Source organism: Maritimibacter sp. DP1N21-5 (assembly GCF_019218295.1).
GTDB lineage: Bacteria > Pseudomonadota > Alphaproteobacteria > Rhodobacterales > Rhodobacteraceae > Maritimibacter.
In genome coordinates, this window is sequence record NZ_JAHUZF010000006.1 from 189,943 (window position 1) to 212,670 (window position 22,728).

The 22,728-nt window shown below is 62.1% G+C and carries 22 protein-coding genes and 1 tRNA gene; 8 read left to right on the forward strand and 15 right to left on the reverse strand.

All coding sequences use genetic code 11. The features are described 5' to 3' along the window. Positions 1-32 precede the first annotated feature (32 nt). On the forward strand, positions 33-782 hold the full coding sequence (locus KJP29_RS08540) for a Crp/Fnr family transcriptional regulator (RefSeq protein ID WP_370630854.1): 750 nt from the start codon (positions 33-35) through the stop codon (positions 780-782). 23 nt (positions 783-805) lie between these two features. Here KJP29_RS08540 and KJP29_RS08545 read toward each other — a convergent pair whose 3' ends face one another. The 3 genes from KJP29_RS08545 to KJP29_RS08555 are packed head-to-tail and all read right to left on the reverse strand — an operon-like array spanning position 806 to position 3,266. After that, complete coding sequence (locus KJP29_RS08545) at positions 806-2,497, reverse strand: sensor histidine kinase (RefSeq protein ID WP_218463161.1); 1,692 nt, start codon at positions 2,495-2,497, stop codon at positions 806-808. A gap of 54 nt (positions 2,498-2,551) precedes the next feature. Then, positions 2,552-3,100 carry an RNA polymerase sigma factor gene (locus KJP29_RS08550; protein ID WP_218463162.1) on the reverse strand — a complete coding sequence of 183 codons (549 nt, stop codon included), beginning with the start codon at positions 3,098-3,100 and terminating at the stop codon, positions 2,552-2,554. Further along, the gene (locus tag KJP29_RS08555; protein ID WP_218463163.1) at positions 3,090-3,266 is read right to left on the reverse strand and encodes a NepR family anti-sigma factor; all 177 of its coding nucleotides are present in this window, start codon (positions 3,264-3,266) and stop codon (positions 3,090-3,092) included. The genes KJP29_RS08550 and KJP29_RS08555 overlap by 11 nt, the downstream gene beginning before the upstream one ends. A 99-nt stretch (positions 3,267-3,365) precedes the next feature. Here KJP29_RS08555 and KJP29_RS08560 point away from each other — a divergent pair, with 99 nt between their 5' ends. Further along, entirely contained in the window at positions 3,366-4,181 is an 816-nt protein-coding gene (locus tag KJP29_RS08560; RefSeq protein WP_218463164.1) for a response regulator, read from the forward strand. Positions 4,182-4,222: 41 nt separating this feature from the next. Here KJP29_RS08560 and KJP29_RS08565 read toward each other — a convergent pair whose 3' ends face one another. Next, complete coding sequence (locus tag KJP29_RS08565) at positions 4,223-4,720, reverse strand: Dps family protein (protein ID WP_218463165.1); 498 nt, start codon at positions 4,718-4,720, stop codon at positions 4,223-4,225. Between the two features lie 329 nt (positions 4,721-5,049). Between KJP29_RS08565 and KJP29_RS08570 the strand changes: the two genes are divergently transcribed. Further along, positions 5,050-8,070, forward strand: a complete 3,021-nt coding sequence (locus KJP29_RS08570) for a hypothetical protein (protein ID WP_218463166.1) — start codon at positions 5,050-5,052, stop codon at positions 8,068-8,070. A gap of 150 nt (positions 8,071-8,220) precedes the next feature. Here the strand turns inward: KJP29_RS08570 and KJP29_RS08575 are convergent. Further along, a tRNA-Ser gene (locus KJP29_RS08575) sits at positions 8,221-8,310 on the reverse strand. Between the two features lie 207 nt (positions 8,311-8,517). Here KJP29_RS08575 and KJP29_RS08580 point away from each other — a divergent pair. Further along, positions 8,518-9,522, forward strand: coding sequence for an NADP-dependent oxidoreductase (locus KJP29_RS08580; protein ID WP_222522392.1), 1,005 nt, complete (start codon positions 8,518-8,520; stop codon positions 9,520-9,522). Between the two features lie 45 nt (positions 9,523-9,567). Here KJP29_RS08580 and ychF read toward each other — a convergent pair whose 3' ends face one another. Beyond that, positions 9,568-10,662, reverse strand: a complete 1,095-nt coding sequence (ychF, locus tag KJP29_RS08585) for a redox-regulated ATPase YchF (protein WP_218463168.1) — start codon at positions 10,660-10,662, stop codon at positions 9,568-9,570. A gap of 149 nt (positions 10,663-10,811) precedes the next feature. Between ychF and KJP29_RS08590 the strand changes: the two genes are divergently transcribed. The 3 genes from KJP29_RS08590 to KJP29_RS08600 all read left to right on the forward strand — a co-directional run bounded on the left by KJP29_RS08590 (position 10,812) and on the right by KJP29_RS08600 (position 12,736). Beyond that, entirely contained in the window at positions 10,812-11,336 is a 525-nt protein-coding gene (locus tag KJP29_RS08590) for an acyloxyacyl hydrolase (RefSeq protein WP_255553513.1), read from the forward strand. Between the two features lie 61 nt (positions 11,337-11,397). Next, positions 11,398-12,192 (forward strand): tryptophan synthase subunit alpha, encoded by a 795-nt coding sequence (gene trpA, locus KJP29_RS08595; RefSeq protein WP_218463169.1) that lies wholly within the window; start codon positions 11,398-11,400, stop codon positions 12,190-12,192. Next, the gene (locus KJP29_RS08600; protein WP_255553514.1) at positions 12,155-12,736 is read left to right on the forward strand and encodes a hypothetical protein; all 582 of its coding nucleotides are present in this window, start codon (positions 12,155-12,157) and stop codon (positions 12,734-12,736) included. Before trpA ends, KJP29_RS08600 begins: the two co-directional genes overlap by 38 nt. Here the strand turns inward: KJP29_RS08600 and KJP29_RS08605 are convergent. The 5 genes from KJP29_RS08605 to KJP29_RS08625 form a co-directional block, all read right to left on the reverse strand. Next, positions 12,733-13,362 (reverse strand): d(CMP) kinase, encoded by a 630-nt coding sequence (locus KJP29_RS08605; RefSeq protein WP_218463170.1) that lies wholly within the window; start codon positions 13,360-13,362, stop codon positions 12,733-12,735. The genes KJP29_RS08600 and KJP29_RS08605 overlap by 4 nt on opposite strands. Further along, the gene (aroA, locus tag KJP29_RS08610; RefSeq protein WP_218463171.1) at positions 13,362-14,711 is read right to left on the reverse strand and encodes a 3-phosphoshikimate 1-carboxyvinyltransferase; all 1,350 of its coding nucleotides are present in this window, start codon (positions 14,709-14,711) and stop codon (positions 13,362-13,364) included. The genes KJP29_RS08605 and aroA overlap by 1 nt, the downstream gene beginning before the upstream one ends. Positions 14,712-14,854: 143 nt before the next feature. Next, positions 14,855-15,553: a tRNA (guanosine(46)-N(7))-methyltransferase TrmB gene (locus KJP29_RS08615; RefSeq protein ID WP_218463172.1), complete on the reverse strand. Its 699-nt coding sequence runs from the start codon at positions 15,551-15,553 to the stop codon at positions 14,855-14,857. 75 nt (positions 15,554-15,628) lie between these two features. Beyond that, positions 15,629-16,075, reverse strand: a complete 447-nt coding sequence (locus tag KJP29_RS08620) for a MarR family winged helix-turn-helix transcriptional regulator (RefSeq protein ID WP_218463173.1) — start codon at positions 16,073-16,075, stop codon at positions 15,629-15,631. After that, on the reverse strand, positions 16,068-17,213 hold the full coding sequence (locus tag KJP29_RS08625; RefSeq protein WP_255553515.1) for a twin-arginine translocation pathway signal protein: 1,146 nt from the start codon (positions 17,211-17,213) through the stop codon (positions 16,068-16,070). Before KJP29_RS08625 ends, KJP29_RS08620 begins: the two co-directional genes overlap by 8 nt. Positions 17,214-17,371: 158 nt before the next feature. Between KJP29_RS08625 and KJP29_RS08630 the strand changes: the two genes are divergently transcribed. Next, positions 17,372-18,535: an alpha-hydroxy acid oxidase gene (locus KJP29_RS08630; protein WP_218463174.1), complete on the forward strand. Its 1,164-nt coding sequence runs from the start codon at positions 17,372-17,374 to the stop codon at positions 18,533-18,535. Between the two features lie 211 nt (positions 18,536-18,746). Here KJP29_RS08630 and KJP29_RS08635 read toward each other — a convergent pair whose 3' ends face one another. From KJP29_RS08635 to KJP29_RS08650, 4 genes are all read right to left on the reverse strand, one after another. Next, positions 18,747-20,225, reverse strand: coding sequence for an NAD-dependent succinate-semialdehyde dehydrogenase (locus KJP29_RS08635; protein ID WP_218463175.1), 1,479 nt, complete (start codon positions 20,223-20,225; stop codon positions 18,747-18,749). Positions 20,226-20,316: 91 nt separating this feature from the next. Further along, positions 20,317-20,868: a hypothetical protein gene (locus KJP29_RS08640; protein WP_218463176.1), complete on the reverse strand. Its 552-nt coding sequence runs from the start codon at positions 20,866-20,868 to the stop codon at positions 20,317-20,319. A 66-nt stretch (positions 20,869-20,934) separates the two neighbouring features. Next, a complete protein-coding gene (locus KJP29_RS08645; protein ID WP_218463177.1) occupies positions 20,935-21,939 on the reverse strand; it encodes a P1 family peptidase in 1,005 nt (334 codons plus the stop codon). Further along, on the reverse strand, positions 21,939-22,667 hold the full coding sequence (locus KJP29_RS08650) for a glucose 1-dehydrogenase (RefSeq protein WP_218463178.1): 729 nt from the start codon (positions 22,665-22,667) through the stop codon (positions 21,939-21,941). The genes KJP29_RS08645 and KJP29_RS08650 overlap by 1 nt, the downstream gene beginning before the upstream one ends. Positions 22,668-22,728 lie beyond the last annotated feature (61 nt).

Consider the following 22,728-nt stretch of genomic DNA (forward strand, 5'->3'; position numbering starts at 1 on the left):
TTCCACCTGACTGCTCAAGGGAGCAATAAACTGTGACATACCAAGACGATGTTTCGACAATTAGTTGCGACAAATGCCCGTTGCGGCGGAAAGACGGCTTCCTGCCGTTCGAGCCGGAAGAAGTGACCTTCATGAAACGCTTTAAAACAGGTGAAATGGTTGCCGAGACCGGGACGCAACTGTTCATGGAGGGGTCACGCGCCGCACAGCTTTTCACCGTACTGTCGGGTATGGGGATACGTTACAAGACATTGGAAGACGGGCGCCGACAAGTCATCGGCTTTGTCATGCCCGGCGATTTCATTGGCTTGCAGGCCGGTGTGCTGGACGCAATGTGCCACTCCGTCGAAGCGTCGACACCGATGCGGTTGTGCGTGTTCAACAGAAGCCGTGTGTTCGAACTGTTTCAAAACCAGCCCGAGCGCGCCTTTGCGTTGACCCACATTGCTGCCGTTGAAGAGCACTTTCTGGGCGATGCGCTGACGACTGTCGGCCAACGCGGCGCGTTGGAAAAGATCGCTTGGAGCCTGCACCGCTTCTTTCGCCGCGCCTCCATGCTGGACTTGAACAAAGGGCAGACATGCCCCCTGCCCTTCAGGCAACAGGATCTGGCGGATGCGCTGGGGCTGTCACTGGTGCACACCAACAAGACCCTTGCGAAACTCAAGGCGAATGGCGTCGTACAATGGTCAAATGGCGTGTTGAACATACTGGACGAAGACGCGCTGACCGAGCTTTCGGGGATCGATCCCGACACCGTGCAACGTCGGCCCCTTATCTAGGGCCGTTTTAGCCCGCGGCTGGATTACGACGCTGCCGTCTGCTGCGCCCACGGCCTTGGAACGGCCGGTTCGGCATCGGCCCGCGGGAAGGTGACGACATATTTGAAATGCGTATCCGACACCTCACGGTCCTCTTCACCGTCGAGCTGCGCCACGAAGGCACGTATCAGCCGCGTACCGATACCACTGCTTTCCATCAGAGCCGGTGACTCGTTCGACCCCGCGCCTACCGTGTTGGTGATGGTGAAACGCAACATGCGCTCGCCCAATTCCTCGAGCGTGATTTCAAGGGTCAGAACATCGTCCATCGGGGCGTCTATGTACTTGACCGCATTCGTCAACGCTTCGGCCGCGAGCATGGACAATGTCACCGCCTGGTCTTGCCCCAGCTGAACGGACGCGACATCTGTCGTCGTCTGAATCTTGCGCTTCAGGCCGTTGGCCATCGGGATCAATTCGTTGACCAGGCGCTGGATCAGTTTTCTCGCGTCGATGCTGGTTTCATCGGAGTTGGTGTTCATCGTTTGATGCACCGTGGCCAGACCCCGCACGCGTTGCTGCAATTGTGACAAGAGCGCACGGGTCTCGGGCGTCTTGGCGGCGCGTGCGTGCATGTTCATGATCGACGCGATCAGCTGCAGATTGTTTTTCACCCGGTGGTGTATCTCGCGCAGCAGAATGGTCTTTTCATCCAGATCCTGTTCCGCCTGACGCTCCGCGCGCACGAGCGACTGGACCATTCGGTTGAACGACGTCTCAAGCACTTCGAACTCTGCCGGAGGATCCACGAATTGCAGTTTCGGCTCATCCCGCTCGCCCAGCGCGAACCGCCGCATCGCACTGCGAAGTGCATAGATATGTCGGATGACCAGGCGGTGCAGCCCAAGGAACGCGACCGCCAGCCCAGCAAACCACATCAGGATCGGAAACAGCAATGGCACCCACACTGGCAGCGTGCCGATGCTGTCAATGCTGCGCCCCGTCGGCCAGGAGCCCACGACAACCACTTCGTCGGGAATGATGGACGATATCGCAAACAGCCGCTCACGCCCGTCTATGGCCCGCGCAATGAACGTGTCACCGTCTCTTTGAATGAAGTCGGTTGGCGCGACATTGGCAGGCAGAAGCTGTCCGGCCGACGACAGATCATTTGTCGAAAACAGAACCCGACCAGACCGATTGATCGTCACGTGATCAAAACCACTGTCCCCGGCGATCAGCGGGTTTGCGGCTTCATGTGGCAAGGACAGCGACACGAAACCCGCAAACCTGCCCTCTATCTTGACCGGATTGCTGATGATGACGACCGACTCGCCCGTGGCGACACCCGACAGGTTCACCTCGAATATCTGCCCCTCCTGTTCCAGGGCACGGGCAAAGCTGGGATCATCCGCAAAATCGAATGTCACACCGTTCGATGCGCATTCCATCATGCCGGTCCTGTCAATGAAGCCGGCAAAAACGAATGTGTCCTGACGACTGACGAAACGCGCCATCATGTCCGAGCATTGCGCGGCGTCATCGGCCACCGGCCCCAAAAGAGCGGCCAGGCCCTCGGCAGCGCCGCGCCCGCGCTCAAGCAGCCGACGCTCGTTGGCGGCGGCGCGCTCGGTTTCTGAAAGGACGATCTCTTCGGACAGCTGAATTGTTGCGGTCACGACTTCATTGGTCTGCCACAGGGCAATGGCCCCCAACGGGAACAGGGCCAAAGTCATCAGCCCTGCCAGACGGACAAAAAGCCCGCGTGTCCACGTATCTCGTTGCAAGTCTTACGCCACGTTTTGAGCCGACACGATCCCCGCGGTCACGCTGTCTGTCAATTCGATATCATCCGGATCGTCGACGGCCATCAGCTCTGCCAGTCGCGCACGTCCACGATTGACGCGGCTCTTGATGGTGCCAACGGCAACGCCGCAGGTCTCTGCGGCTTCCTCGTAGGAAAATCCACCGGCACCGACCAACACCAACGCTTCGCGCTGCTCATCGTTCAGCTGGTCGAAGGCCACGGCAAAGTCACGCATGGCCAACCGCCCGTCATGGTCCGGCTTCTGTGCAAGCGTGTCAGCATAGACCCCGTCGACATCCTCCACCTCACGCTTCCGCTTGCGGTGCAGCGAATAGTACGTGTTGCGCAAAATGGTGAACAGCCAAGCACGCATGTTCGAGCCGGGTTCGAACTTGTCGATATTCGTCCACGCCTTGATCAAAGCATCCTGGACCAGATCGTCGGCCGTCGCACCATTTCGGCACAGGCTGAGAGCAAATGCGCGCAGCGGACCCAGATGCTCGACCAACTCGTCTCGCGGGTCAGTCGTCATGCTTTTCTCCCTTGTCAGAAGATGCCTGTACGTTTCCGGTCCGCAACTGGTTGAGCAGATCCGTGAACCGGTCAGGCACGGGCTCATTGGCCATGTTGTCGAATGCGCGTTTGAGGTTCGCGTCAATCTCTGCTTCGATCTCTGTTTTTCGGGTCTGCCGTGTCATCAGGTCTGGCTTCTCGATCAATTTTATTAGCGTGTCACGGAACCAATACGCATGACAGCGCGTATGGTTCCAAGACTAGGTCGAAAAAAGGCAAAGAAAATGAACAAGGACGCAAGGGAGCAACTCGCCGACGATGTGAGTGCCAACCTTCCTTACCTGCGCCGCTATGCGCGCGCTCTGACAGGCAGCCAGGACAGCGGTGACACCTATGCACTCGCAACGCTCGAGGCGATTTTGTCCGATCCCGATCAATACAATGGCGGCCCGGATGCAAAAGTTGCCCTGTTCCGCAGTTTCCACGCGATCTGGACGACATCCGGCGCGGTCTTTGGAAACGATTCAGATGCGACAGATCTTGCCCGCAAGGCACGCGACCATCTGTCGAAGCTGACGCCGAACACACGCGAGGCGCTGCTGCTTCACACCGTAGAAGACTTTTCGCCCGCCGATGTTGGCACCATCATGGATGTGCCCCCGGAGGAAGCGCAGGAATTGATCGACATCGCCTATGCCGAGATGGGCCAAAACGTATCGGGGAGGGTCATGATCATCGAGGATGAGGCGATCATTTCCATGGATCTCGAAACCATCGTCGCCGACATGGGCCACCGCGTCACCGGCATCGCGCGCACACGTGACCGCGCCGTGCAACTGGCCAAGGAAGAAAGCGCGGATCTGATCCTGTCGGACATCCAGCTTGCGGACAATTCCAGCGGGATTGACGCGGTGAACGACATCATCGCCGCGCAAGGCGAGCGTCCCGTCATCTTCATCACCGCGTTTCCCGAACGGCTTCTGACCGGCGAGGGGCCGGAACCGGCATTCCTCATCTCAAAGCCGTACACCGAAGCGCAGGTCAAATCGGCCGTCAGTCAGGCCATGTTCTTTTCATCGACGGAAACGTTGAAAGCCTGAGGAAAAAACCCCGCCGCACGCTTGCGGCGGGGTTCCGTGTCTCATGACTTGGAAATGGCGCGCAGCATCCATGCCGCCTGTTCGTGGAAGGCCGAACGCGCGGTCGCCATGTCTTCGGTGACGATGTCGCGATTGCGTTCCGCCAGTTCTGCAAGCGCATGCAAACGGTGCGCCAGGCGCTCATGATCTGCTGCCAGGTCTTCGACCATCTGCGCGGTGGACATCGGCCCCTTGGGATCCTCGACCCGCGACCGGCTCACGATGTCCCTGAGCGCGGAGGGCGCAAGCTCACCCAAGGCACGCACCCGCTCTGCCAGCGCATCCGCGGCTTCGAACATGTTGGTGTAATGCTCTTCCGTCAGGTTGTGCACCGAATAGAACAGCGGCCCCTCGACATTCCAGTGGTAGGCATGTGTTTTGAAAACAAGGCAATAGGTGTCCGCCAGAACATCCGAAAGACCGGTTGCCACCGCTTCCGTATTCTGGACGCCGGTTGAGACGTCGTCGCTTGAAGGAACAACTTTCAATGCGTCAGTCATCGTGATCTCCGTTATGGGTTGCGTTGCCTATTCAACGGGAAAAGCGACCAAGAGTTCCTTTTTCCACGCAAAATCCGCCCGAGCGCAGACGGGCCGGTACCAAGCCCGATGGCGCAGCCGCAGGGCACCAAGATCCAGGTCGATCCGAGGCTGACCACCCGCTCGACAAAGCGATTGAGCGCGATAGGCCACCCCGGCCTTCCGTCAAGAGACAGACCTGCAAAAAGTCGCATCAGCATGGGAGATCACCCGGAATGAGCGAAATTTTGCGTATACAAATTCGCGCTTAGGTGGCATTCTGCCGATATTCGATGCAGGAGACCAATTCTATGCGCGCTCGTTTTCTCGTCCCCGTTCTTCTCGCCCTGTTTTCAATGTCGCACATCACCTCGGCCGAAGAGCCGCCGCAAGCGGGCCAGAGTGCTGAGCTTCCGTTGCCAAGCACCTTGCCCCTGATCGACTATGAAAACGTGCTGTTTCCGTGGATCGCGAAACGCGAGTATGTGGCGCTGGACTGGAAACGCGACAAAAGCTGGCGCGACACGGGCCCGTTTGTCTTCAATATGAGTTTCGGCATCCACCCGGCTGTCCGCATGTACTACTCGCCCGAGATCATGACCTGGCTGGAGGGCGGCCGCGAAGGCGCGATCGAGGACGGGGCCATCGTTGTCAAGGAAATGGTGAACCCGCCGTCGGCCCGATACAACGAGCATTATGCAAGCCTGCTGAAAGAACACCCGAACGACCCGGAAAGGGTCGCGCGGGAGATGGAACATTATGCCTACAACGAAGGTGGCCTGAACTGGACGGTTATGGTCAAGGACAGCGCCCTGTCCCACGGCGGGTGGTTCTTCGCATCGGTCTATTTTGCGAACACAGAGGATATGAAGGCGCGCAAACCGGTCATCGACACATTCGAGGCGCCCTTCAGCCCGCCGCTGGGTGCGGGTGGCGACGGGATGTGCATGCGCTGTCACGCCTCTGCCGCCGAAGAGCTGATCTTTTCCGCGCTCGAGAACATCGAAGGGTATCCGGGTGAACCGGTGATTTACCGCGTGGACGCCAGCTGGCGCGACCTGCCCATGGCGCAAAAGCCCGCCTTTGGTGCGAGCCTCGAGGAGATGATCAAGTCCTACGTGAACGACCCCCACGACCCTGCCGCCATGCGCGCCGCACATGTGGCCGCGGCCAAGGCGTCACCGGTCGACCAGAACAAGGCATTTACCGATATGTTCCCGGGTACGGGCGGTGTCGACATCACGCGCGCCAATCTGCAAACGCTGCCCAGCGAATGGCTGGATCACGTGCCTGCGCGGCCCAACGACACCCAGCATTTCCTGACCTCGGACAATTGCGTGGGCTGCCACGGTGGCCTGGGCGGTGCGCCTTCCGGGGTGACCATGTTCATCAAGGACGGCCCCGCCTATGGCGACGGGTTCAACATCTCCGAATACGGCGAATGGCGCTGGTCACCGATGGGGCTGGCCGGGCGTGACCCGATTTTCTATGCGCAACTCGAATCCGAATTTGCCCTGCTGGAAGAGGCGGGCGTAGGTGATCTGTCCGAAAACCTCGGCACCACGTGCCTGTCCTGCCACGGTGCGATGGGTCAACGCCAGCTTGAGATCGACGCACACAACAACCCGGACAGCGGTCTGGACGGCAACACCTTCAAGGTGGCCTACACCCTGCTGCATGATCCGCTGACCACGGCTGAAAAGGAACAGCAGATCGCCGACGGCACCTACGACTACCATGAATACGGCAACCTCGCCCGCGAGGGGATCTCCTGTGCCGTATGCCACCACATCGCGCCGCCGGAACGCGCGGAAGGGCAGCCGGACTACAACACGCTCGACACCTATCTGATGAACGGCACCACGGGCGTGTTCCGCACGAACCCGGCCAACGAGCTGATCGGCCCGTTCCAGGACGTGCGCCAGAAGCCGATGCAGAACGCCATGGGCATCACGCCGCTGCATGACGACTACATCACGGAAAGCGAGATGTGCGGCGCGTGCCACACCATCAACCTGCCCAATGTCGACGCCGCGACAGACAAGCCCCTGCCCGGATTCACGGTCGAGGAACAGGCGATCCTGAACCAATCGGCACAGAACGCTGTCGAATTCCTCAAGGACGAGTTCGGCGTGACCTATCGTGAGCCGCTTGTGCAATTCCAGCACTCGGTCGAGCAGGCCACCTTCCTCGAATGGCAGAACAGCCAGTTCGCGGACGCAGGCACGGCCCAGTCCTGTCAGGACTGCCACATGAAAAGCAATTTCGAGACCATGGATGGCAGGATCAAGATCGAAAGCCTGACCACGCAGATCGCGACCATTCAGGACACGAACCTGCCCGAAGTGCCCAACGCGCTGCCACATGACGAGTTGGATGTGCCCTTCCGCGACGACTACAAGCGGCACAATTTCGTGGGCCTGAACGCCTTCATGGTCGAGATGCTGTCGCAATTCGACGAAGAGATGGGACTGGGGCCCAAGGACCCGATGACCTACGCGACCAACGGTGCAGCCCTGTCATTGGAGACGATGGCCCTGCAGGCCCGGGATGAAACGGCGGATGTGGCCATCGAAAGCCTGTCGGCCACGGGTGGCGTACTGGAAGCGGTCGTCAGTGTTGACAACAAGACAGGGCACCGCCTGCCGTCGGGCGTCGGCTTCCGCCGCGCGTTCCTTGAGGTGAAGCTGACGGATGCGAATGGCAAGCAGGTCTGGTGTTCCGGCTGTACGAATGGCGCGGGGGTCATCATCGGCCCGGATGGGAAGCCGCTGAAGACCGAATTCCTCGACTTCGTCCCCGACGGTGCGACGGAAGCGCTCTACCAACCGCATTACGATCTGATCGACAGTGAAACGCAGGTGCAGATCTACGAGGAGTTGACCCAGAATGCGAAGAAGGAGTTCACCTCCAGCTTCGTGCACCGCGTCTACCACCCCAAGGACAACCGGCTGCTGCCGTGGGGCGCGGCGGAGCCCGGCACGGAAGCCTTCAAGGCGCGGTTTGGAGACTCGGAGGTGACGGCCGCGTTCATGAAAGCGACGATGCCCGAAGGGCGCGCCGAACATGACGCGGGCGTCAAGGCTGGCAAGGACGAGTTGACCTACAAGATCACGTTGCCATCCGGCGTGGATATCAGCGGCGGTATGATCTCCGCCACGCTCTACTCGCAGGCGATCCCGCCCTACTATCTCAAGCAGCGCTTCGAAACGGCGCCTACGGGCCCCGCGACGCAACGGCTCTACTATCTCGCGAGCCGTCTAAAGACCAAGGGCACCTTGATCGAAGACTGGAAACTCAAGATCCAGAGCGACAGCGCGCAACTGCAGTAAGGACAGCGCACCCGAACACCGGCCAGCTGGCTTTGGCCGGTGTTCCGACAAATCCTTGCAACCGCGCGCTCCAAGCCTTGCGAGATCAATCGAACGGCCGCAGCGCCTGGTGCAGTTTCCATCCATTCTGAAAGCTGTTGCCGGAAAAAGTGGCGGAGACGAAGGGATTCGAACCCTCGAGACGGTTTCCCGCCTACTCCCTTAGCAGGGGAGCGCCTTCGACCACTCGGCCACGTCTCCGCTGACCCGTCTATCGTTCCCCCCCGGGCAGGGCAAGCAGAAAGCAGGGCGCCTATCAACGAACCTCGATGATGAGAAGTCAGGCCAATTCATCGGCCGTGACCAACATGTGACGCGGCACGCAAGAAAATCGTTGCCGGAATCAAAAATTCAACCATGAATTGAATTTGCACCATACGGTGCAGCATTTCAAAATGGGAGAAGATGATGACTGAACACACAGCGACATCTTGGTTTTTTAACGAGCGCCCAAAAGACTTGATTTCAGAAACCACACTGACCCTGCGCGAACATACGCTGCCCGATCTTCTGGAGGGTGAGTTCAGGGTAAAAACCCACTACCTGTCCCTCGACGCCACCAACCGTGTCTGGTTGTCGGATTGGGACATCTACATGGATCCGGTCCGCCTTGGCGATCCGATGCGCGGCTTTGTGGTCGGGGAGGTGACCGAAAGCCGGAACGCGGACTTCCCCGTCGGCAGCTTTGCATCGGGCATGGCGTCCTGGGCGGATTACGTGATCGGTGACGCAGAGCGGTTCACACCGTTTCCAATCGACAAGGACCTCGGGCACGCCTTTGCCGTCATGAGCATCGCGGGGCCCACCGCCCATGTCGGCCTGCATCATGTCGGAGAGCTGCAGGACAACGAAACGGTCGTGGTCAGCGGTGCGGCAGGCGCGGTCGGGCTGATGGTCTGCCAGATGGCCAAGCGGCGGGGGTGTCGTGTGGTCGGCATCGCCGGATCGGCCGAGAAGTGCCAGATGCTCACCGAAGAGTTCGGGATCGATGCGGCCATCAACTACAAGACCGAAGATGTTCGGGACGCCCTCGGTTCGGCCTGCCCCGATGGCATCGACCTCTGTTTCGAAAATGTTGGCGGCGACATCCTCGATGCATCACTTGTGCATATGCGCGACTATGGCCGGGTCGTGATCTGTGGGTTGATCTCCACATACAACACCAAGTCCCCCACGCCTGGACCGTACATGTTCCGCAACATCATCATGCGGCGCCTGACCATGCGCGGTTTCGTGATCCTCGACTACATGGATCTCATGCCGCAGGTCGTCGCGGATCTTGGTGCGTGGATGCAAGCGGGCGAGCTCCGCCTGCCGCTGCATGTGGTCGATGGGCTCGAAAACGCCGTGGACGCGGTGAACCTGCTCTACACCGGTGGCAACACCGGAAAGGTCCTTGTGCGTATGCACTGACACCCGTTGCCGGGCGCGGGGCACACCGCCGCGTCGCCCGGTGGCTCAGGAATGCAGGAAGTGCATCACGTCGCCATCCTTGACGACATATGCCTTGCCCTCGGCCCGCATCTTGCCTGCTTCCTTGGCCGGCCCCTCGCCGCCCAGCTCGACGAAGTCGTCATAGGCGATGGTTTCGGCCCGGATGAACCCCTTTTCGAAGTCCCCGTGGATCACGCCGGCCGCCTTGGGTGCGGAAGTGCCGGATTTGATGGTCCAGGCGCGGGCCTCTTTCGGGCCGACGGTAAAGTATGTCTCGAGGTGGAGCAGCTCGTAGCCAGCGCGGATCAACCGGTCGAGGCCCGCCTCGGAAAGGCCCATCTCCTCAAGGAACATCTGGGCTTCATCATCTTCAAGCTGGCTGATCTCTTCCTCGATCTGGGCCGAAATCACCACGTGACTGTTGCCCTGCGCGGACGCCATCTCCGCCACCTTGGCGGAATGGGCGTTGCCGTCAGCAGCTTCCGCTTCGCCCACATTGCAGACGTAGAGAACGGGCTTGGTGGTCAGCAGTTGCAGCATGGCCCAGGCTTTGGCGTCTTCGTCGTCGATTTCGACCACACGCGCCGGTTTGCCGTCCTCAAGAACCTCCAGCGCCTGCTTCATCAGACGTTCCTGCTGCACCGCCTCCTTGTCGCCGCCGCGCACCTTGCGCACGATGTTTTGCAGGCGTTTTTCCAAGCTCTCGATATCGGCCAGCATCAATTCGGTTTCGATGGTTTCGGCATCGGCCACAGGATCCACCCGGCCTTCGACATGGGTCACATCCCCATCCTCGAAACAGCGCAGCACATGGGCGATGGCGTCGACCTCGCGAATGTTGGCCAGAAACTGGTTGCCCAGCCCCTCGCCCTTCGACGCCCCTTTGACGAGGCCCGCAATGTCGACAAATGTCATGCGGGTCGGAATGATCTGCTTGGACGCTGCAATCGCGGCCAACTTGTCCAGGCGTGCATCGGGCACGGCCACCTCGCCCACATTGGGTTCGATGGTGCAAAAAGGAAAGTTGGCAGCCTGCGCGGCAGCCGTCTTGGTCAATGCGTTGAACAGGGTCGACTTACCAACATTCGGCAGGCCGACGATACCCATCTTGAAACCCATCGGAGTCATCCTTTTGTGCGGTTGAGCCGCTTCTAGCAGGACGGTCAACAGGTGCAAGGCGGTGACATGTCGGGAAAATTTCAACCGGGCCCGTCCAAAAGGAGTGACAGCCCTGTGGCGTACCACATATTGTCGGCATTCGGTGCCATATGCGCCACGATCTATTGATTGAGACTTGGACTTTCGCGATGCTGCGTATTTGTTTTGCTTTTTTCATTCTGTTTGTTGGCGCGACAAGCGCTTCCGCCCAGGAATGGACACTGGGGCTTGGCACGACAGATTTCGGAGATCAGGGCCAGGACAGCCTCGCACTGGACCTCGAATACCGGCACACACCTTTTATCGAAAAGCGGGTGTTGTCGGTCGCATGGGGCGTAAATGTCGCTCTGTCGGCAGAGGGTGACAGTTTCATCGGTGGGGGTATCTGGTCGCGGTGGCAATGGCAGAACGGCTGGTTCATCGACAACAGCATCATGCCCGGCTTCTTCGAGGAAGGAACCGCAGGCAACGACCTCGGGTCGTCGTTCGAGATTCGCTCCCTGCTCGGGGTCGGCTACCAGTTCGACAACGGCCATGCGCTCTCGGCCGCGATCTCGCACAAGTCGAATGCCAGCCTGGCTGACGACAACCCCGGCATGAACACCTACACCCTCCGCTATCATTTCCGGTTCTGAGGACGCTTGCCTTTCCCGCACCGCTTTGGCAGGGACAGCGGGACGTTAAAGGGAGAGCATGATGACAACCCGGATCGATGCCAAATTCGCGGCACTCAAGGCCGAAGGCCGCAAGGCATTCGTCGCCTATGTTATGGCAGGCGACCCGGATTATGACACATCGCTCGAGGTTGTGCGCGGTCTGCCAGCGGCCGGGGTCGATGTCATCGAACTGGGCTTGCCCTTTACCGATCCGATGGCCGATGGGCCCACCATTCAATTGGCCGGACAACGCGCTCTGGAGGCCGGGATGACCCTGGACCGCACTCTCGATCTGGCCCGCGCCTTCCGCCAATCCGACGACACCACACCCATCGTGCTGATGGGCTACTACAACCCGATCTATTCGCGCGGCGTCGACACCTTCCTCGCGCAAGCGCAAGAGGCAGGTATCGACGGGCTGATCGTGGTTGACCTGCCGCCCGAGGAAGACAGCGAACTCTGCATCCCCGCGCAAGCGGCAGGGCTCAACTTTATCCGGCTCGCGACACCCACCACCGACGACAAGCGCCTGCCGCGCGTGCTGCAAAACACGTCCGGCTTTGTATATTACGTGTCGATCACCGGGATCACCGGCGCGGCCGAAGCCGAAGCGGGCGACGTCGGACCCGAGGTTGCCCGCATCAAGGCAGCCACGGATCTGCCGATCATCGTCGGCTTTGGCATCAACACCCCTGACAAATCAAAGGCCATTGCATCTGTCGCAGACGGCGCCGTCGTCGGGTCCGCCATCGTCAGCCGCATTGGCGCAGGCGACAGCGTCGACAGTGTCTTGGAGTTTGTCAAAAGCCTCGCCGACGGCGCGCACGCCGCCTGACCGGCAAGTCCGCGCCGAAAGTCCGGGCGCCGACCGGGGTGCAATCGTAATTATTGAAGTTTCGGCAGAATGCGGCGATGTTCGTATCAATAACGAACGCCTCTTTGCCGTGATCAAGACCTACTCATCGCCGTCCGAGATTTCGGAAACCCTGTTGGAACGAACAGGTGACGCATTGCTGTCGCATGACTTCGACAGTTTTGCAGATTGCTTTTTCATTCCATACGGCATCGAGACCGTAAACGGAAAACGCACCATCGGGTCGCGCGAAAATCTGAACCTCACCTTCGATGCCGTACACGCGCATCTTCTGAAGCAGCAGGTGACGATCATGGCGCGCCACTGTGTGTCCGCCAGCTTCCGGTCACCGAACGAAGTGGCCGCCACGCATGAAACGCGCCTGATCAGCCGCGATATTCTGGTGCAGGACCCCTACCCGGCTTTTTCGCTGATCAAACGCCAGCCGAATGGCGTATGGAAAGTTGCGTTCACGTCCTACGTCATTGTCGATTCCGCGGATCTCAACAACGCACTTCACGCCTAGGCGCGTGGGGCACCGCCCTTCGCGGCAACATGCGCGATGGCTGCCGCAACGGCCTCGTCAATGGACATCTTCGAGGTGTCGAGCAGCATCGCCCCGTCTGCCGGGCGCAAAGGTGCCGCCTCGCGCTCACTGTCCCGCGCATCGCGGGCTCGTACATCCGCCAACACCTCGGCCAGCGTGCGATCATCGCCTTTGTCACGCAGCTCCTTCCAGCGCCGTTCGGCCCGCACCTCCGCGCTGGCGGTGACAAAAAGCTGTGCCTCAGCGCCCGGATAAATCACGGTGCAGATGTCGCGCCCATCCAGCACGGCACCCCCGGGACGCCGGGCAAAACTGCGCTGAAAGTCCAGAAGCGCCGCCCTTACCTCTGGGATCACGGCAACCCGGCTTGCGGCCTGCGCCACCTCTGCCGTGCGCAACCGCCCGTCTTCGAGTGCACGTGGATCCAGCGCCCGCGCCGCCTCGATCGGATCAGCCCCGTCCAGCGTCAGCGCGCCCACGGCGCGATACAAAAGCCCAGTATCCAGATGGGCAAAGCCGAAATGTCCCGCAACAGCGCGCGCGATCGTCCCCTTGCCCGCAGCTGCAGGCCCATCAATCGCGACCGTGAACGCGCGCGGTGTCATCACCCGGCGCGCTGGATGTCGGCACCCAGACCCGCCATCAACGGCTCGAAAATCGGGAAGGAGGTCGCAATCGGCCCGCCATCATCCACCTGCATCGGTTTCTGCGTCGCCATCCCCATCACCAGGAACGACATCGCAATCCGGTGATCCAGATGGCTGGCACAGGTCACACCGCCCGGCACGTTGCCATGGCCCAAGCCCGTGACAGTCCACCAATCCGGCCCATCCTCAACCGTCACACCGGCCGCACGCAGGCCAACGGCCATCGCGTCAATCCGGTCACTTTCCTTGACCCGCAACTCCTTGACCCCCGGCATATGGGTCTTGCCGCTGGCAAAGGACGCCACGACCGACAGCACCGGGTATTCATCGATCATGCTGGCCGCACGCTCGGCTGGCACCTCAATACCCTTCAAATCAGGCGAAAACCGCGCCCGCAGATCGGCCACAGGCTCCCCGCCCTCTTCCCGCTCATTCTCATAGGCCAGGTCGGCCCCCATCTCGCGCAGCGTGGTAAACAGCCCAGCGCGCGTGGGGTTCAGCCCGATATTGGGCACCAGCACATCCGACCCCGGCACAATCAGCGCCGCGCAAACCGGAAAGGCGGCCGAGGACGGATCGCGCGGCACATCAATATGCTGCCGCGTCAACTCTGGCTGCCCCTTCAACGTGATGACGCGGCCTTCCTCCGTCACGTCCGTGCTGATCTCGGCCCCAAAGCCTGCCAGCATCCGCTCGGTATGATCGCGGGTCGCCTCCTGCTCGATCACAACGGTCTCACCCGGCGCATTCAGCCCGGCCAGCAACACGGCGGACTTCACCTGCGCCGACGGCACCGGCACGGTGTAGCGCACAGGCACGGGATCAACCGCGCCCACAAGCGTCATGGGCAACCGCCCCCCGGAACGGCCCACCGCCTGACAGCCGAACAGAGCCAGCGGATCGGTCACCCGCGCCATGGGCCGCCCGTTCAGGCTCGCATCGCCTGTAAAGGTCACCGAAATGGGCGAGGTTGCCATCGCCCCCATAAGCAAACGCACACCCGTGCCCGAATTGCCGCAATCAATTACCTGATCCGGCTCGGCAAAGCCGCCAACACCAACCCCATGCACCGACCATGACCCGCCACCATGGTTGATGACCTCGGCACCAAAGGCCTGCATCGCCTTGCCGGTGTCCAGCACATCCTGCCCTTCGAGCAACCCGGTGATGGTCGTCTCGCCCACCGCCATGGCACCCAGGATCAGCGAGCGATGCGAAATCGACTTGTCGCCGGGCACCTCCGCCGTGCCGCTCAGCGGCCCACAGGCGGAAGAGGTCATGGGTATCGGATCACCGTGGCTGGACATGTTTGCGCTCGCATCAATTCAATCGGCGCAGACCTACCCCGCCCGCACAAGCCCGTCCAGACCGCGCACGCGCCTGTCTCTTCTTCTGGCCAAAAATACTTCGGGGGAGCGCGGCACGCGCGGGGGCAGAGCTCCCAAAAACGCTAGTCCTTTCGCCGAAACGTCAGGTAATGCGGCACCCGTCCCTCGCGCAGGGCCTTCTGCTCATAGCGGGTGCTGATCCAGTCGCCCCACGGCTCCCGCCAATCGGCCGGGCGCTCCGCCAACCACTCGAACCCCGCCTTCGGCACCTCTTCCAACGTCTGACGCACGTAATCGGGAATATCGGTTGCCACGCGAAAGATCGCACCCGGCTTCAACGCACGGGCCAGGGGCTCCAGATGTTCCTGTGTGACAAAGCGGCGCCGGTGATGCCGCGCCTTGGGCCAGGGATCGGGATAAAGCAGAAAGGCCCGCGCAATCGACGCCGCAGGCAGCACATCCATCAGATCGCGCGCATCGCCCGGATGCACGGCCAGGTTCTCGACCCCTGCCCTCCGGATCTTGCCCAGCAGCATCGCAACGCCGTTGATATAAGGCTCCGCCCCAATGATGCCGACGTCCGGATTTTCAGCGGCCTGATGCACCAGATGCTCACCGCCACCAAAACCCACCTCCAGCCACACGGGCTTGCCCCCAAAAAGCGCATCCAGATCCAGCGGCTCACGCGCGGGGTTGTCCTCCCACGACACGGGCCCCGGCGACAGCGCCTCCAGATCTTCATCCAGATAGCGTTTCTGACTGTCCTTCAGGGTCTTGCCCTTGAGACGTCCATAGAAGTTGCGATGGGGGCGTTCAGTCATGGCGCGCCCTTTAGCGCGCGGCGCAGACAGGGGCAATGGGCGGGGCGCGTAAGGCGCAGGTGTCCTGCGCCCGGCTCAGTCTCTTGCCGCGTCCAGATACTCCCGCAGCGCAGTCAGCACAGGGCGCATCTCCACCAGTTGCGCCACATCAAAGCCCTGCGCCAACTTCGCAAAGTCAGGCCCAAGGGCCGCAATCGTTTCTGCGCGCACCTCGCGTCCCCTTTCGGTCAGCCACACGCGTTTGGACCGACCGTCGTCCGGGTTCGGGCGCATCTCGACCAGACCATGCTGCTCCAGCCCTTTCAGCGTGTGCGTCATGCTGGTCTTAGGCACCTGAAAGGCGCGCGCCATCTCCATCGGCGTGCGCCCATCGCCAACGCGGGTCAAATGATTGAGCACCGAAAAATGCGGCGCAATCAGCCCATGGGGCAGCCGCGCCTCCAAAATGGCGCGGCTCAACTGTTCGATGATGCCGATCTCATTGAACACCTCGAAAAAGACCGACGGGTCATTGTCACGCATGCACGATCTTGCTTTCCAATCCCCAGCGCGGGCTCTGTGCGATGTCGGGGCCATACCCGATCCGCGCAAACATTTGCACGGTTCCGCCCGCTGGCGCCAGCCTGTCATGCACCTCGGCATAAAGCCCGGCCATCTCGGGATATTCCTGCAGCGCCTGGCTCAGCGGTTGCAGACCAAGCCCTGCCCGCGTTGTGGCAAGGTTCAAACGCAGCCAATCGCGACCTGCGGCGATCTGATCCACCCGCGTGTTGGTCGGCGTGATCTGCCACAGATGCCCCATGGCAGTGTCCGCATTGGCAAAGACCGCCTTTAGACCACCCTCATAGGCCAGCGAATCCTGCGCCAGCGCCGCCTCCCGGGAAAAGGTGCCGGTCAGGGCCATCGCCTCGAACATCGGACCGCTAAAGTCGATCCCGTCGGGGTTTGCATCAACCTCGCGCCTGCCAATGCGGAACAGGTCCACGCTTTCCTTGTAGGTGTGCGGTGTCTCGATCTCGATCCGCAGCGCCTCATGGCTCAGCACCCGCAGCGCAGCGATATCGTCAGCCGCGACCGAGCCTGCCACGGTCGTGCGGGTCGCAACACTCAGAACCGCATCCAGCGTTGCCTGATCAACCGGGCGGTCCGTATCGAACGGCTCCTTAAGGGACCGACGATGCATGACCTGCCCGAACAGGTCCGGCTCAGGCGTGCCCGCCCCTTCGAAAAAGCGCGCAACAGCCACCCGGCGGTGGTCGAGACCGTCGGGGTCTTCGCCATCCGGGAAGAGATCCAGATCGACCCCGTACCCCTGTTCTGCCGCCGCAAGCGTCATCAGCTCCAGAAAGCAGCCAAGACCGATCACGATCTGACGGCCGAACGGGTCGGTATGCGGCAGCAGCCGCTCCGTATCCACGCGCAGGGTCACTTCGCCCTCTTTGCGCAGATCAACCTGCCAGGGCTGACGGTTGTGCGGGTTCGGGGCCAGAATGGCATAGGACAGCGCCCGCATACGGGGCTCGGCGTAGGTACCGGCGACCGACCAGGGTTTCAAAGCAGTCTGCGGTCTGCGGGTCACGGCATAGGCGGCGGCACCGGACGCGGCGAGGATCGAACCACCTCCGATCAGGGCAAGTGTTTTACGGCGGGACAGCGACATGAAGATCTCCATTTGTGCGATTTCGAACCAAATACGAGATATAATACGATATCGCACCAAACAAGTCCCATTTCGTACTTTTTCGCTGCCAGCACATCATCCCTTGCCCAAAACAGTCCATATTGGTAAGCAAACCTAACCAATATCGGAAGTTTCCCATGCCCGTGATCACCACCATCGACGATCTGAAACGCATCTACGAACGCCGCGTGCCGCGCATGTTCTACGACTACTGCGAATCCGGCAGCTGGACCGAACAGACCTTCCGCGACAATTCTTCGGACTTCGATGACATCCGCCTGCGCCAGCGCGTGGCCGTGGACATGTCCGGGCGCAGCACCAAAAGCCAGATGATCGGCCAGGACGTGGCCATGCCCGTCGCTCTCGCGCCCGTAGGCCTGACCGGAATGCAACACGCCGACGGCGAAATGAAAGCCGCGCGGGCCGCAGAGAAATTCGGTGTGCCCTTCACCCTCTCCACCATGTCCATCAATTCGATCGAGGATGTGGCCGGCTTCACCGACGCGCCCTTCTGGTTCCAGCTCTACACGATGAAGGACCAGAACTATGTCGCCCGCCTGATCCAGCGGGCCAAGGACGCAAACTGTTCCGCCCTCGTCATCACGCTCGACCTGCAAATCCTCGGCCAACGACACAAGGACCTGAAAAACGGCCTCTCCGCCCCGCCGAAACTCACGGCCAAAACCATTGCGAACCTGATGACCAAATGGTCCTGGGGGATCGAGATGCTGTCGGCCAAGCGCCGCGAGTTTGGCAATATCGTCGGCCATGTGGACGGCATCAGCGACGCCTCATCGCTCGGTGCTTGGACCGCCGAACAATTCGACCCGACGCTCGATTGGTCCAAGGTCGCCAAGCTGAAAGAGCAATGGGGCGGCAAGGTCATTCTCAAGGGCATTCTCGACGCTGACGACGCGAAAATGGCGCTCAAGGTCGGTGCGGATGCCATCATCGTGTCGAACCACGGCGGGCGGCAGCTCGACGGCGCGCTCAGCTCCATCCGTGCCCTGCCCTCGATCCTCGATGCGGTGGGCGATCAGGTCGAAGTGCATCTCGACAGCGGGATCCGTTCCGGCCAGGACGTCCTGAAGGCGCTCGCCATGGGGGTCAAGGGCACCTATATCGGCCGCGCCTTTGTCTACGGGCTGGGTGCGATGGGCCAACAGGGCGTGACCGAGGCGCTGAACGTCATCCACAAGGAACTCGACACGACCATGGCGCTTTGTGGCGAGACGAATGTTGCCAATCTTGGGCGGCACAACCTGCTGGTGCCCGAAGGGTTCGAAGGGCGCTGGCAATAGGGATTTCGCCGCGGTGCCCCGCGGCGACCGGGGGGGGGGGGGGGGGGGGGGGGGGGGGGGGGGGGGGGGGGGCCGCGCCGGTGGGGCCTGCGGGAGCGAGGGGTTCCACCCCTCGCGCTCCCCGAGGTATTTGTGAAGCAGTGAAGATAGGAGGCTCTGACAGGCCGGTTCACGTGGTCCCGGTCAATTCGATCCAGTCAGATCGCTCCGGTCAGATCGCCATGCAGATGTATTTCATCTCGAGGTAATCCTCGATGCCGTGCCGCGAGCCTTCGCGGCCGAGGCCGGACTGTTTCACGCCGCCGAATGGGGCGACTTCGGTCGAGATGATGCCGGTGTTCACGCCGACGATGCCGTATTCGAGCGCCTCGGCCACCTTGTAGACCCGGCTGAGGTCGCGGGCGTAGAAGTAGGAGGCGAGGCCGAAGATCGTGTCGTTGGCCTTCTGGATCACGTCGTCTTCGTCGGTGAAGCGAAAGAGCGGCGCGAAGGGGCCGAAGGTTTCCTCGGTGGCGCAAGCCATGTCCTGCGTGGCGTTCTTCACGATGGTCGGTTCGTAGAAAAGCCCGCCCAGATCGTGCGGCTTGCCGCCGAGGATGATCTCGCCGCCCTTCGAGGTGGCATCGGCCTGGTGTTCCTCGACTTTCTTCACGGCTTTCTCGGTGATGAGCGGGCCGAGGTCAGTATCGGAGTCGAGCCCGTCGCCGACCTTCAGTTTGGCAACCGCGGCGGCGAATTTCTCGGCGAAGGCATCATAGACCCTGTCCTGCACATAGATGCGGTTCGCACAGACGCAGGTCTGGCCGTTGTTGCGGAACTTGCAGGCGATGGCGCCCTGCACCGCGGCATCGAGATCGGCGTCGTCGAAGACGATGAAGGGCGCATTTCCGCCAAGCTCCATGGAGCATTTCATGACCTGATCGGCGGCCTGACCCAGAAGGATCCGCCCCACCTCGGTGGACCCGGTAAAGGTGAGTTTGCGCACGGTCGGGTTCTCGCAGAATTCCTTGCCGATGTCGGACGACGAGGACGAGGTGACCACGTTGAAAAGACCGGGCGTGATCCCTGCGCGTTCGGCGAGCACGGCGAGGGCGAGCGCGGAGAGCGGCGTTTCGCCTGCCGGTTTCGCCACGAAGCCGCAGCCGGCGGCGAGCGCGGGTCCGCATTTGCGGGTGATCATCGCGTTGGGGAAGTTCCAGGGCGTGATCGAGGCGGCGACGCCGATCGGCTGGCGGATGACCATGAGGCGCTTGTCCGGCTGGTGGCCGGGGATCGTCTCGCCGTAAATACGTTTGCCCTCTTCCGCAAACCATTCGATGAAGCTCGCACCGTAGGCGATCTCGCCCTTCGCCTCGGTCAAAGCCTTGCCCATTTCGGCCGAGAGGATGGTGCCGAGGTCGTCCTGATTGGCCATCATGAGGTCGAACCACTTGCGCAGGATGTTGGCACGTTCTTTCGCGGTCTTGGCCTGCCAGTCCTTCATCGCGTCCTTGGCGGCGGCGATGGCGCGGGCGGTTTCCGTGCGGGTGAGGTCGGGGACCGTGCAGATCACATCGCCGCGCGAGGGGTTCACCACATCGAAGGTCCTGCCATCGTCGGCGTCGATCCAGTCGCCCGCCACATAGGCCTTGGTGGCCAGAAGCGAGGGGTCTCTCAGCATCGAGGCAAGGTCGGTGGTGTCGCGGGGCATGTTTGTCTCCGATTGGTCGTGCGGGGGGGCGCTCGATCCGCGACCGAGGGCCTGTGGTTCTGGGGGAACGCGAGGGGGGTGGACCGGGTTCCTAGTCCCCGAAGCGTTCCAGCGCGTCGTAGTCGATGGCTTCGAGGAGCGGCAGGATCGCCTCGGGGCCAGCGCCGCGCGCCTGCACGAGGATGCGGTCGTCCACGAGGGCGGTGTATTCGCCGTCGTCCACGATGAACCGCTGCCCGCCGATCCGTTCGAGCTTCATGCCGAGCATGGCGGCGTTGGAAATCATGCCGCCGAAGGCGGTGATCATCGGGTTGTCGGCCACCATCATCAGGGTCACCCTGTCGGTGCCGTTGGAATATTCGGCCTCGGTCCCCGCGCCGCCGCCAATGAAGGCGAAGCCCTGTCCCGCGTCGCTGTCAATCTCGCGCGTCCAGCCATCGGGCGGGTCGGGAAGGAACTGGCCAAGCTCGACGGTCTGCATCGCCTTCAGGAGCGACTTGGCGAAGTCGAGTTCTTCGATGGCGGCGTCGATGTCGCCGTCTTCATAGGCCTGAAGGGCTGCCGACAGGGTGTCGGTCACGTCGTCGGCCGCGAGCGGCGTCGCGAGAAGGCCGATGGCGAAGGCGAGTGCAGCAGGTTTCATGGCGGTCCTCCCCGGGGGATATCTTCGGCGAGTTTCGGGGCGAATGGGCGCGAGGTCAATGCGCTCTCAGGCGCTGCCGAACCGGGCCTGCCACGTGGGAAGCAGGTCCCCGGGCGCAGGCGTCGCATGATAGACACCCCGCGCGATGGCCCGGGCGAGGCAGGTTGCTGCGGCATGACCCAGAAGGAGCGGGTCGATGTCGGGTGATGGAAGGGCGCGCGCCCCGGTCGCGGCGGCAAAGACAAGGTCGCCGTCGTGAGGCGTGTGGCTCGGATGGATGGCGCGAGCCATGCCGTCGTGGGCGGCCACGGCGAGGCGTGTGGCCTGTGCCTGGGTGAGCGCGGCGTCGGTCGCGACGATGGCGATGGTGGTGGCGGTGCCGGGCTGGTCGCGGGCGGTGAGCTTGGTAACGGGCGGCGCGGAAGGGTCGAAGCCGATGACCGGCCCGCTCGCGCCGAATTCGCCGTTCATCTCCCACAGGTTGGCCCAGAACTGGCCCTTGGGTCCCGTGACGCCGCCGACCGGGTTCACGGCGACAAGCGCGCCCACGGTGATGCCGCTCTCGAGGACGAGCGAGGCCGAGCCGAGACCGCCCTTCATGTCCGCGCAGAGCGCGCCGGTGCCCGCGCCGAGACTGCCGAGGTCGAACCGGCTGTCCGCAGCCTCGATCGCCGCGCGGCCAAGTGCCTTGTAGGGGTTCGTCTGCCAGTCCTTGTCGCCGCCGTTGATGAGGTCGAAAAGGATCGCACCCGGCACGATGGGCACGTTGACGGACCCCACGAAAAAACCCCGACCTGCCGCCCGGAGCGCGTCCGCCACGCCCGAAGCCGCGTCGAGCCCGAAGGCCGATCCGCCTGAGAGCACGAGCGCATCGACCTCTTGCACAGTCTTGTCCGGCGCGAGGAGGTCCGTCTCCCGCGTGCCGGGAGCGCCGCCCATGACATGGACGCCGGCCACGAAGGGCGCGTCGCCGACCAGAACCGTGGTGCCGGTCTTGATCCCGGCGTCCGAGGCATTGCCCACGCGCAGCCCCGCCACATCGGTGATCAGGTTCAGGGGTCCCGGTCGCATCAGATCGTACGCCCGCCGTCCACGGGCAGGGCCACGCCGGTGATCATCGAGGCCTCCTCCGAGCAGAGAAAAGAGGCGGCATTGGCCATGTCGTCTGGTGTCGAAAACCGCCCCAAGGGAATGGTCGAGAGGAACTTCGTGCGCATTTCGGGGGTATCCTCGCCCATGAAGCTCGCCAGCAGCGGGGTTTCGCCCGCCACCGGGGCGAGGGCGTTGACGCGGATACCGAAGGGGGCAAGCTCGATTGCCATCGTCCGGGTCGCCGTGATCATCCAGCCCTTCGAGGCATTATACCAGTTGAGGTTCGCGCGTGGACTGATCCCGGCCGTGGAGGCGACGTTCAGAATCGCGCCGTGCTGCCGTGACTTCATCAGCGGCACGAGGTGGCGGGCGGTCAGGAAGACGGACTTGGCATTGACCGCGAGCACCCGGTCGAATTCCTCCTCGGTCACATCTTCCATAGGCTTCGGGAGGTGCGTGATGCCCGCGTTGTTGACGAGGATGTCGACGGCGCCCGTCGCCGCGGCCATTGCGGCCACGCTGTCGTTTGCCGCCACGTCGACCTGAACCGGCCTGGCGCCAGTCTCGGCGGCAATGGCCTCGGCCGCGTCGAGGTTGATGTCGGCGACCCAGACCGTCGCGCCCTCGGCCGCGAATTTGCGCGCGATGCCGGCACCGAAGCCCGAACCGCCCCCGGTGACGATGGCTGTCTTGCCTTGCAGTCTCATGGTGCCTCCCTGTCCTGAGGTGAGAGTGGCGGGAAACACACGTCCCCACAAGCCCCGGGAC